Here is an 11,581-nt window from a genome sequence, read left to right as displayed (position 1 = left end):
ATTTTATTAACCAAAACCAAAATGAATTTTGTTAATAAATCATTGAAATAAGTGAGCTAAAATAGACTCAAAAATTTCAAAAAGCCGTATATTGGCACGTTTTGAAACTAATATAATTTTTTAATATAACAACTTATGTCTGAAGGAGAAAAGTTAATTCCTATTAACATTGAAGATGAAATGAAAACTGCTTACATCGATTATTCGATGTCTGTAATTGTATCCAGAGCTCTTCCTGATGTTAGAGATGGCTTGAAACCAGTACATCGAAGAGTATTATTTGGAATGCATGATTTAGGAGTTAACTCTAGATCTGCCCATAAAAAGTCCGCAAGAATTGTCGGGGAAGTTCTAGGAAAGTATCATCCACATGGTGATACTTCTGTTTATGATGCTATGGTTCGTATGGCACAAGAATGGAGTATGCGTTATTTATTGATTGACGGTCAAGGTAATTTTGGTTCTGTAGATGGCGATAGTCCTGCAGCGATGCGTTATACGGAGGCCAGAATGCGTAAGATTTCTGAAGAAATTTTGGCAGATATAGATAAAGAAACAGTTGATTTTAAATTAAATTTTGATGATACATTAGAAGAGCCAACAGTAATGCCAACTCGTGTTCCTACCTTATTGATAAATGGTGCAACAGGTATTGCGGTAGGTATGGCAACGAATATGCCACCTCATAATTTAACTGAGGTGATCAATGGTACGTTAGCGTACATGGATAATAATGATATTGAAGTTGACGAGCTGATGAACCATATCAAAGCTCCTGATTTTCCTACAGGTGGTATTATTTATGGATATGAAGGCGTTCGTGAAGCATTTAAAACTGGGAGAGGACGTATTGTAATGCGTGCCAAAGTTGGTTTTGAAGAAGTGGATGGTCGTGAGTGTATTATCGTTACCGAAATTCCATACCAAGTCAATAAAGCGGATATGATTAAACGTACCGCCGACTTAGTAAATGATAAAAAAATAGATGGTATTGCTAATATCCGAGACGAATCGGATAGAAACGGAATGCGTATCGTTTATATTTTAAAACGTGATGCTACACCCAATGTGGTTTTAAATACGCTATATAAGTTTACACAATTACAATCTTCTTTCAGTGTAAACAATATTGCAATTGTAAAAGGGCGTCCGCAAATGTTGAATCTGAAAGATTTGATTCATTATTTTATCGAACATCGTCATGATGTGGTGACTCGCAGAACCCAATTTGAATTGAAAAAAGCGGAAGCAAGAGCACACATATTAGAAGGTTTGATTATTGCTTCTGATAATATTGACGAAGTAATTGCTTTAATCAAAGCTTCAAAAAGTACCGAAGAAGCAAGAGAAAAATTAATCGAAAGGTTCAATTTATCAGATATTCAATCCCGTGCAATTGTTGAAATGCGTTTGCGTCAATTAACAGGTCTGGAACAAGATAAGTTAAGAACGGAATACGATGAAATCATGAAGTTAATAGAGCATTTGAAAGCTTTATTAGCAGATGTAAACTTGAGGATTGCTTTGATTAAAGAAGAATTGACTGAAATTCGTGATAAATATGGAGATGAGCGTCGTTCTATAATTGAATATTCTGGTGGAGATGTAAGTATTGAGGATTTAATTGCCGATGAAAATGTGGTAATCACAATTTCTCATGCAGGTTATATTAAACGTACTAATCTTACCGAATACAAAACTCAGAATAGAGGAGGAGTTGGGCAAAAAAGCGCTGGAACAAGAGATCAAGATTTCTTAGAACACATGTTTGTGGCAACGAATCACCAATATATGATGTTCTTTACTCAAAAAGGTAAATGTTTCTGGATGCGTGTTTATGAAATACCTGAAGGAAGTAAAACAGCTAAAGGTAGAGCAATCCAAAACTTGGTGAACATTGAAAGCGACGATAAAGTTAAAGCGTTTATTTGTACTCAAGATTTAAAAGATAAAGACTATATCAACAGCCATAACCTTATTATGGTGACTAAAAAAGGTCAGGTTAAGAAAACATCTTTAGAGAAATATTCTAAACCTAGAGTTAATGGTGTTGCTGCGATTACTATCAAGGAAGGGGATGAATTATTAGAAGCAAAATTAACTAATGGAGAAAGTCAAATTATTTTGGCTGTAAAATCCGGTAAATTAGTTCGTTTTGAAGAAACTAAAACTCGTCCAATGGGAAGAACAGCTTCTGGAGTTCGTGGAATCACTCTTAAAGATGATACTGATGAAGTTATTGGCATGGTTACTGTGAATGATATGAGCAGCGAAATATTAGTTGTTGCGGAAAACGGATACGGAAAACGTTCAAGCCTTGATGAATACAGAATTACAAACCGTGGTGGTAAAGGTGTTAAAACCTTAAATATTACCGAAAAAACAGGTAAACTGATTTCTATTAATGCAGTTACTGATGCTGATGATTTAATGATTATCAACAAATCTGGATTAACCATCAGAATGGCTGTCGAAGATTTAAGAGTTATGGGACGTGCTACGCAAGGAGTAAAGTTGATTAACATTAAAGGGAATGACTCGATTGCAGCAGTTACAAAAGTAATGAAAGACGACGTTGCAGAAGTAGTTGTTGACGAAGAAGGTAATGTTGTCGAAACTGGAGCTATCGAAAGAGTAAAACCGGTTTTAGAAGTACTTGAAGACGAAGGGACAGAAGAGGATGATGAAGAGGATGATTCTGAAGATGAAGATGATTCTGAAGATGATAACGAAGACGAAGAGTCTGACGATGAAGTTTAAAAAAAAGAATGTAAAAAAAGAATAATTATTAAACAAAAACCAAGAATATTATGAAAAGTAAATATGTAATACTTGCATCAGCATTATTGATATCAGTAGCTACTTTTGCTCAAAAAGATCAAATTAAAGCTGCCGAAAAAGCGTTAAAAGGCGGAAATTCTCAAGAAGCTGCAACAATTTTACAAGGAACTGAATCTTTGATTGCTAATGCAACTGATGCTGAGAAAGCACAATTTTTCTTTGTTAAAGGAAATGCGTTACTTGACTTAGCAAATAAAAATGTAGATGTTGATGCAAATCTTTCACTTGCTGCTAAAGCTTATCAAGATTTAATTGCTGTTGAACAAGCTTCTGGAAAAGCTAAATACTCAACTCAAGCAGCTACGTCAATTACACAGATAAAATTTAAATTAATTAATGGTGCAATAGCGGATTCTAAAATTGAAAAACATTCTGAAGGTGCTAAAAAGTTATATGATGCTTATTTGTTAGATAAAAAAGACACAATAAATTTGTATTATGCCGCTTCTACTTATGTAAATGCTAAAGAATATGATTCGGCACTTAGATTATATGAAGATTTGAAAAATTTAAATTATTCAGGAAAAGGTACAAGTTATTTTGCAGTGAATAAATTAACCAGCGAAGAAGATGTTTTTACAACTGCTCAAGAAAGAGATAGAATGGTTAAATTAGGTACTCATGATAAACCAAGAACAGAAGTTATTCCTTCAAAAAGAGGTGAGATCTATAAAAATATGGCTTTAATTTTAGTAGAAAAAGGAAAAACTGAAGAAGCTAAAAAAGCAATTGCTGAAGCTAGAGCAGCAAATCCAGAAGACACTTCATTGATTTTGACTGAAGCCAACTTGTATTTAGAGACGAAAGATTTTGATACTTACAAAAAATTAATTTCAGAAGTTTTGGAAAAAAATCCTAATGATGCTGATTTAATTTTTAATTTAGGAGTAATTAGTTACAATGCTAAAAACGTAGTTGAAGCAGAGAAGTACTATAAGAGAGCTATCGAAATTAAACCTGATTATGTAAATGCTTACCTTAATCTTGCTATTATGAAGCTGGATGCTGATAAAAAACTTTTTGATGAGATGAGCAAATTAGGAAACTCAGAAAAAGATAATAAACGTTACTTAGTTCTTAAAAAACAAAGAGAAGCGGTATTTACTGATGCTTTGCCTTATTTAGAAAAAGCGAGCGAATTAGATCCTAAAAACAACGAAGTTAAAGCTACTTTGCTAGGTGTTTATGGTGCATTAGAAATGACTGAAAAGAAAAAAGCATTGAAAGCTAAAATGTAATATTCTTTTACGAATAATAAAAAAAACCTATCTTGAAGTTTATTCTTGATAGGTTTTTTTTTAGATTATTTTTTTGATTACCCTTAATTTATGAGTGTGTTTATTAGTCTCAGGATTATAGATTCCCAGATGATCTAACCTGTCAATTCGTATTTTGCCACTTGCGTGAATAATGTAGTTGTCTTCCATAATGATACCTACATGAATAATTTTGCCTTCGTCGTTATCGAAGAAAGCTAAGTCGCCGGGTTCGCTTTCTTCTATAAAGCTCAAAGCCTCTCCTTGTAGTGCTTGTTGCGAGGCATCGCGTAATAATTTATATCCATTGAGTTTATAAACCATTTGTGTAAAACCAGAGCAATCAATTCCAAAAGGTGTTTTTCCTCCCCATAGATATGGAGCATTTAAATATAAAAAGGCTGTATTGATTAAACCTTCTTTGGGTTTTATACCGCTAATTTTTGTTCCTTCGAAATCAAAATTTGGAGTATTGATTTCATTGTAATTTAAAAATGACACTGACGATCCAAGTGGAATTGGAATTAATAAATTATTTGGAGCAGTAATGTATTCTATTAGGTCTGCATTCAGAATGATTGCGTCTTTAGACAATTGATTAAAACTGGATTCGGAAATCAGTTGGTATTGTTTAGAGTCTACCCAGCCTTCATAATTATCATATTGCATTCGTATTCTGGACCATTGTTTCAATTGTTCTAAAATTTCAAAATGTTCTCCAAATAAAACTTGAGAAACGATTTCGCTTCTGTCACTTGGTTCAAATCGAAGTGGGATAATAGCTAGATTACAAATTCCGAACATTTAGGTCAATTTATGAGTTAATAATTATGGGTTATAAGTTCCAAAACTCATAACCCATAACTTATAATTATTTTAGGCTCTTTCGATAATAATTGCTGAAGCTCCACCACCGCCATTACAAATTGCAGCTGCTCCAATTTTACCGTTATTTTGTTCTAAAACATTTATTAATGTTACAATGATTCTTACTCCTGAGCAACCTAATGGATGTCCCAAAGATACAGCACCACCATTTATGTTTACTTTACTGTTATCTAATCCCAGAATTTTTGAATTAGCTAAACCGACAACGGCAAAAGCTTCGTTGAATTCAAAATAATCAACATCGTTAATTGCTATTCCTGCTTTTTCTAAAGCTTTAGGAATTGCCTTAGATGGAGATGTTGTGAACCATTTTGGTTCTTGTGCGGCATCAGCGTATCCGTTTATATAAGCCAAAGGTTTTAGACCCAAAGCGATTGCTTTTTCTTCACTCATTAATAATACTGCAGCTGCTCCATCATTTATTGTAGATGCATTGGCTGCAGTTACTGTTCCGTCTTTTGTGAAAACAGGATTTAATGATGGTATTTTATCTAATTTTACATTAGTATATTCTTCGTCTTTAGAAACTATAATTGGATCTCCTTTTCTTTGTGGAACAGCAACAGGAACAACTTCGTTGTCAAATTTTCCTAAATCCCATGCTTTCGCACTACGCTCATATGATTGAATTGCGAAGTTATCTTGGTCTTCACGGGTTAATTTGTATTCTGCGGCACATAAGTCAGCACACACTCCCATAGCGCTGTTATCGTATGCGTCAGTCAGTCCATCCTTCTGCATTCCGTCAATCATTGTTGCAGAACCAAATTTAGTTCCATTTCTCAAATGCAAATAATGCGGAATTAAACTCATATTCTCCATTCCTCCAGCTACTACAATTTCGGCGTCACCACATTGAATTGCTTGTGCGCCTAACATAACAGCTTTCATTCCAGAAGCACATACTTTATTTATTGTGGTGCATGCGACTGTATTTGGTAAGCCGGCAAACAAAGCTGCCTGACGAGCAGGAGCCTGACCAACGCCAGCCTGAACTACATTGCCCATAAATACTTCATCGACTAAATTTGGATCTAAATTTATTTTTTCCAAAGCACCTTTAATAGCTACTGCGCCTAACTGTGGAGCGGTAACTGTAGATAATCCCCCCATAAAACTTCCGATAGGTGTCCTAACGGCAGAAACGATAACAACTCTTTTGTTCATAACTTATAAAATGTTGGTTTATGTAGCAAATTTAATCTTTTTTAAACAATTTCAAATTTTGATTATACCATTATCATTTTTTAAAAATATTTTCATTCTATATGTTTGATTGTGAAGTGTTTTTGTAAAAAGGATAAAAAATATTGAAAAAAAGACCTCAAATAGTTGTGAGAAGTCTAAAGATGTCTTAAATTTGCAACCGCAAAACAAGACACGTTTCTTTGAGCTTGGAGGGGTGCCAGAGTGGTAATGGAGCAGTTTGCTAAACTGTCATCGAGTAATCGGTGCCAGGGTTCGAGTCCCTGTCCCTCCGCTTAATTTTTTTTTGCACTTCGGGGTGTAGCGTAGCTCGGTTATCGCGCCTGCTTTGGGAGCAGGAGGCCGCAGGTTCGAATCCTGCCACCCCGACTAGTTTTTTTTATGAGCAATGGAGGCATAGCTCAGCTGGATAGAGCACCTGCCTTCTAAGCAGGCGGTCGAAGGTTCGAATCCTTCTGCCTTCACAACAAAACCCACTGTTTTCAGTGGGTTTTTTGCGTTTTGTGAAATTTGTATTTTATAATTTCTTACATTTTAAACAACAAAAAACAACATTTTAAGACATTTTCACGAACAAATCACGAACATGAAAATAGAGATCAAACTTATTACTTCGCGTAAAGAAACTGAAGAAGGTTTTCCTTTGGTGGTGGAAATTGCGCACCAAAATAAATGCTAATCAAAAACGATTACTTCTTGTGTAGTTGATCATTTTATTGCCGATGAAAAAAATGGTTTCAAGTAAGCATCCTGATTATGATATTTTGGCTCCGATTTTGAAAAAATGTATCAGGAAATGTTTGCAATGGATTTTTCGTAAATTGGATTTTTGGATTATGCCAATAAATTGATTACTTACATGAAGGCTATTGCTGAAAATGTGGGAAAACATGATTTGAAGGCCAAAAATAAGCTGCTTGGAAACGTGCGCTGTTATGAGAATGTGATCGCGCAATTTGGGAATTTTGGCAAAAACGTGAGTTTGCAAAACTTGGATTATGAAATTTTGATGCGTTTTAAGAATTACAATGTTAGCATTAGGAATTCTAAACCTACAATTCATTTGTATTTACGGACTTTGCGCTCTATTTACAAAAAAGGAATCTTAAAGTAATTCTAATTGAAAGTGTGTAGTTTCGGCCTCTTATCTTTTTTTTTAATTTACATAGTCTTGCAGATTTTAGAGATAAATAAGGTATTAATTTGAACAAAATGAAGAATGATTTTGTGTAACTATTTATGTTAGTTTTAAACAAATTTAGTTTATAATTGCACTTTTACAATCAAATTACTTAACCCTTTAAATTTATCGCTTTTTGAAGTATTTTGTTTTACATTTTCTAACATTAATAGGTTTTTCTTTATCCGGTTTCTCACAAGATCATACCATTAAATTTCTTGGTATATCTGATGGTTTGTCTAACAATTCAGTGGCCGCAATATATCAGGATAGTGATGGTTATATGTGGTTTGGTACCTATGACGGATTAAACAGGTATGATGGGTATAATTTTAAAGTGTATCGTAACAAGATTAATGATAAAAAATCATTGTTATTTAATAACATCTATCATATCGAAGGAGACTCTAAAAAAAATATTTGGGTGGGAGGTTCTAATGGAGTGTGTATTTTTGATAAAAAAAGTGCTGATTTTCATTCTGTTGAATATATTTCATCGAATAATACGCCAAAAATATTAAAAAATAGCATTCGTCAGATAAAATCAGTCTCAAAAGAAAGAGTATTGGTAGCCTCACAAAATTTAGGTTTGCTTATTTTTGAAAATGGATCATTTATTGGTAAGAATGTCGCGTTAGAAGGATTAGATAATAGAGAGGTTAAATATAGTTATGACGCTGCAGTTCTTGAAAATGACCAAATAAAAGCATATTGCTGGGTATATGTAAAAAATGTAGGTGTTTGTAAATATATCTATAATTCCAAAAAACTAAAGGTCATTTATCCGCTATTAATGGATGTGAAATGTATGAAGCTTTCTTTAGATGGCAATCTTTGGCTTGGAACAGATGAAGGTCTTTATCTACTTAACATTAAATCGGCTTTGCTTTCAGATAATTATTTTTCAGATAAATGTACTGTTACTCAAATTCTTATAGATAGGAAAAAGGAGATGTGGCTAACTACAGATGGTTGTGGTATTTATAAAGTAATAGGTAAAAGCAAAAAAGCTGTTCCATATAATTCTGGAAGAGGTAATAAACTTGTAAAAAGTAATTCGATATGGAGTTTGTATCAAGATACAGCAGGAAACAAATGGATTGGTACCTTACGCGGAGGAATCAGTATGATTGGCAGTAACCCAAAGTACTTTAAGACTATTAGACATAATGCAAAAGAGAGTGACCCTGCCGAAAATTTTATATTGTCGTTTTGTGAAGACGAAAAGAAAAACATATGGATAGGTACTGATGGGGCAGGCTTGAAGTATTGGAATAGAAAATTAAATACATATGCGGTTTATAATAGTTCGGCTAACTCTACTAATAGAATCAGCAGTAATTTTATTACCAGTATCATACGAGATAGTAATAATGAAATTTGGTTATCAACTTGGGCTGGAGGTGTTAATCGTATTAATCCTGCAAATAATACTATAAGTCATTTTTCTTGTTACAATCCATTTACGAAGCGTATAGAGAAAAATATATGGTTTATGTATAAGGATTCTAAGGGACATATATGGGCTAGTGCTACTAATGAAGGTTCTTTGTACTTTTTTGATAGAGCTAAAAATAGTTTTGTACTCTTTGATAAAGCAATCGATAATTTACAATGCCTTACTGAGACGAGCGATGGGAAACTTTGGGGAGGCAATTATAATTCATTATTTTTTATCGAAAATGAAGGCAGAAAATACAAGAAAATCACTATTGGAAATCCTATTAGATGCATACTCGAGGATAAAAACAAAAATTTATGGTTGGGTACTCAAGAAGGAGGATTGTTATTGTTTGACAGGAAAACAAACACATTTAAAAGACTGACTACAGACGATGGTTTGCCTTCTAATACGATTTTAAGGTTGTTAGAAGATAAAGAGGGGGATTTATGGATGAGTACTTATAACGGACTCTGTAGGTTTGATAATAAGAAAAGGACTTTTAGAAATTTTTCAGAAAATGATGGTTTACAAAGCAACCAGTTTAGTTTTAATGCGGGTCTTAAATTGTCTACAGGGGAATTTATTTTTGGAGGCATAAACGGATTTAACTCATTTTTTCCTGAGGACATTAAAGAATTAAATCAGAAGAATAATTTACTATTGACTAATTTTTATGTAAATAACCAGCCTATTGAAGAAAGTAAAAATGAACTAATCTCAGACTGGGATTCGGGTAACATCAAAGAGGTAAAATTACCTTATGATCAAACAACGGTATCGTTAGAATTTGTAGCACTGGATTATAATAATGCCGATAAAATAAAGTATGCGTACTACTTAGAGGGCTGGGAAAATCGATGGAATTATGTTGGCCAAGTCCGAAAGGCAAATTATGCAAGATTAGCAGAAGGAAAGTATGTCTTTAAAGTTAAAACCACAAACTCTAGAGGAGGATGGAATAAGGAAGAAAGTCTAATTACTGTTGTAGTGTTACCGCCATGGTATAGAACTTGGTGGGCTTATAGTTTCTATTTATTGGTGGGAGCAGGAATTATTTATGCCTACATAAAATACAATGAAAATAAAGAAAAATTAAAGTACAAAGTAAAAATTGCCGAATTAGAGGGAAAAAAGGAAAAGGAAATTGCCGAAAAACAATCATCAATGTTTACGTATATTTCTCATGAGTTCCGTACGCCTTTATCATTGATTATCAATCCATTAAAAAAAGCGATTCAAAAAGAAAATGTCGAAAATAGTTCTTCTGTTAGCGATTTAATAATTGCGCATAGAAATGCAAGAAGGCTTTTAAGTTTAGTAGATCAGTTGTTGCTTTTTCATAAGGCTGAAAATGATGCAGATGAACTTAGAATATCTACCATAAATGTAAATAATCTTTGTTATGAAGTTTTTCAATGTTTTGTAAACCAGGCAAAAGATAAAAATATTGATTATACTTTTCAAATACCAGAAAAGAACATTGAAATAATAGGGGATTATGAAAAAGTAGAAATATCCTTGTTTAATCTGATGTCGAATGCCTTCAAGTATACTCCTAGTGGAGGGGTGATTAGTCTTATGTTAGCTGAAAATGAAACGGATGTTAGTATAGAGATTTCAGATAGTGGTGGTGGAATAGAAAAAAATAATTTAGAAGTTATTTTCGAGAAATTCAAACAAATAAATTCTAAAGTATCAGTTGGGACAGGATTTGGAATCGGGCTTTTTATAGTTAAGTATTTTGTAGAGAAACATAAAGGGACTGTAAGTTGTAGTAGCGAAATGGGGAAAGGGAGTGTGTTTAAATTGAACTTTTTAAAAGGTCAAGATCATTTTGAAGGTTTCCAAATTAGCACTGTTATTCCTGAAAGAAGTGCATTGGTTGAAGAATTAATGGCTGATGAAGCGGGCGAAAATGTTGAACTTTTAACTGATGTAACTTCAGATAATGAGTTGTATAAAGTAATGCTCACGGATAAGCGTACACTTTTAATTATAGACGATAATACTGATATAAGGAATTATTTGATCAAGTTGTTTTCGGATACTTATATAATTTATAGTGCTGATAATGGCGAAGAAGGTTTAAAACTGACTAAGAAATACATGCCTGATTTGGTGCTTAGTGATGTCGCTATGGATGTTATGGATGGTCTTGAATTATGCCGAAAGATAAAAGAAAATAGTAGTCTGTCTCATATCCCTGTGATATTGTTAACAGCGTCAAAAAATCCAGAAACCCATCTTCAAGGCATAAGTGATGGGGCAGATGATTATATTACAAAACCATTTGACGATGATATTCTTGTTGCTCGTGTTGAATCATTGTTAAGGAGTCGTAGTAGTTTGCGTAAGTACTTTTTGGATAGCATAACTCTTAAAGAGAATACTCAGAAGGTTCCGGCAGAATACCAAGAGATTTTAAAAAAATGCATTACCATTATAGAGGCAAATATTCACAAACGAGATTTTACTATTAAAAATTTTGCGGCTGAAATGGGAATGAGTCATAGAACTCTTTATACTAAAATTAAAATCATTTCTGAGCAAACCTTGAATGCATTCATACGTTCGGTGCGAATAAGAAGAGCAGCGATGTTAATGATAACTGAAAATATTAATATCGCCCAAGCAAGTGCTGAGGTCGGTTTTGAAGACCCGAAATATTTTAGACAACAGTTTGTAAAACTTTTTGCTATGACTCCTTCAGAGTATATTAAAAAATATAAAAGTTCTTTTAATGCTGATACAAATATTGTCAAATAA

General features: G+C 33.3%; 6 protein-coding genes and 3 tRNA genes. 7 read left to right on the top strand and 2 right to left on the bottom strand.

Annotated features, from left to right (window positions below):
* Positions 1-135: 135 nt before the first annotated feature.
* Both gyrA and T410_RS14005 read left to right on the top strand, forming a co-directional pair.
* Positions 136-2,760, top strand: a complete 2,625-nt coding sequence (gene gyrA, locus T410_RS14010) for a DNA gyrase subunit A (RefSeq protein ID WP_035672876.1) — start codon at positions 136-138, stop codon at positions 2,758-2,760.
* Positions 2,761-2,810: 50 nt separating this feature from the next.
* Positions 2,811-4,079 (top strand): tetratricopeptide repeat protein, encoded by a 1,269-nt coding sequence (locus tag T410_RS14005; RefSeq protein WP_035672874.1) that lies wholly within the window; start codon positions 2,811-2,813, stop codon positions 4,077-4,079.
* Between the two features lie 60 nt (positions 4,080-4,139).
* On the opposite strand, the gene T410_RS14000 is transcribed toward T410_RS14005, so the two are convergent.
* Both T410_RS14000 and T410_RS13995 read right to left on the bottom strand, forming a co-directional pair.
* Positions 4,140-4,901: a C40 family peptidase gene (locus tag T410_RS14000; RefSeq protein ID WP_035672872.1), complete on the bottom strand. Its 762-nt coding sequence runs from the start codon at positions 4,899-4,901 to the stop codon at positions 4,140-4,142.
* 72 nt (positions 4,902-4,973) lie between these two features.
* Positions 4,974-6,152, bottom strand: a complete 1,179-nt coding sequence (locus tag T410_RS13995) for an acetyl-CoA C-acyltransferase (protein WP_035672870.1) — start codon at positions 6,150-6,152, stop codon at positions 4,974-4,976.
* Between the two features lie 229 nt (positions 6,153-6,381).
* Between T410_RS13995 and T410_RS13990 the strand changes: the two genes are divergently transcribed.
* The 5 genes from T410_RS13990 to T410_RS13970 all read left to right on the top strand — a co-directional run bounded on the left by T410_RS13990 (position 6,382) and on the right by T410_RS13970 (position 11,581).
* Positions 6,382-6,465 (top strand) — tRNA-Ser (locus tag T410_RS13990).
* Positions 6,466-6,485: 20 nt separating this feature from the next.
* Positions 6,486-6,560, top strand: a tRNA-Pro gene (locus tag T410_RS13985).
* Positions 6,561-6,581: 21 nt separating this feature from the next.
* A tRNA-Arg gene (locus T410_RS13980) sits at positions 6,582-6,655 on the top strand.
* 395 nt (positions 6,656-7,050) lie between these two features.
* Positions 7,051-7,305 carry a phage integrase SAM-like domain-containing protein gene (locus T410_RS17360; RefSeq protein ID WP_193743749.1) on the top strand — a complete coding sequence of 85 codons (255 nt, stop codon included), beginning with the start codon at positions 7,051-7,053 and terminating at the stop codon, positions 7,303-7,305.
* A gap of 202 nt (positions 7,306-7,507) precedes the next feature.
* Positions 7,508-11,581, top strand: a complete 4,074-nt coding sequence (locus T410_RS13970; RefSeq protein ID WP_035672865.1) for a hybrid sensor histidine kinase/response regulator transcription factor — start codon at positions 7,508-7,510, stop codon at positions 11,579-11,581.

It is taken from the genome of Flavobacterium sp. 83 (assembly GCF_000744835.1).
Classification (GTDB): domain Bacteria; phylum Bacteroidota; class Bacteroidia; order Flavobacteriales; family Flavobacteriaceae; genus Flavobacterium.
This window is presented reverse-complemented; position numbering and strand designations above follow the sequence as displayed.

What these genes read in the sequence shown, in the direction of transcription:
- T410_RS14005 (WP_035672874.1), top strand. Translation starts at nt 2,811, where the DNA reads ATGAAAAGTAAATATGTAATACTTGCATCAGCATTATTGATATCAGTA.
- gyrA (WP_035672876.1), top strand. Translation starts at nt 136, where the DNA reads ATGTCTGAAGGAGAAAAGTTAATTCCTATTAACATTGAAGATGAAATG.
- T410_RS14000 (WP_035672872.1), bottom strand. Translation starts at nt 4,901, where the DNA reads ATGTTCGGAATTTGTAATCTAGCTATTATCCCACTTCGATTTGAACCA.
- T410_RS13995 (WP_035672870.1), bottom strand. Translation starts at nt 6,152, where the DNA reads ATGAACAAAAGAGTTGTTATCGTTTCTGCCGTTAGGACACCTATCGGA.
- T410_RS17360 (WP_193743749.1), top strand. Translation starts at nt 7,051, where the DNA reads ATGAAGGCTATTGCTGAAAATGTGGGAAAACATGATTTGAAGGCCAAA.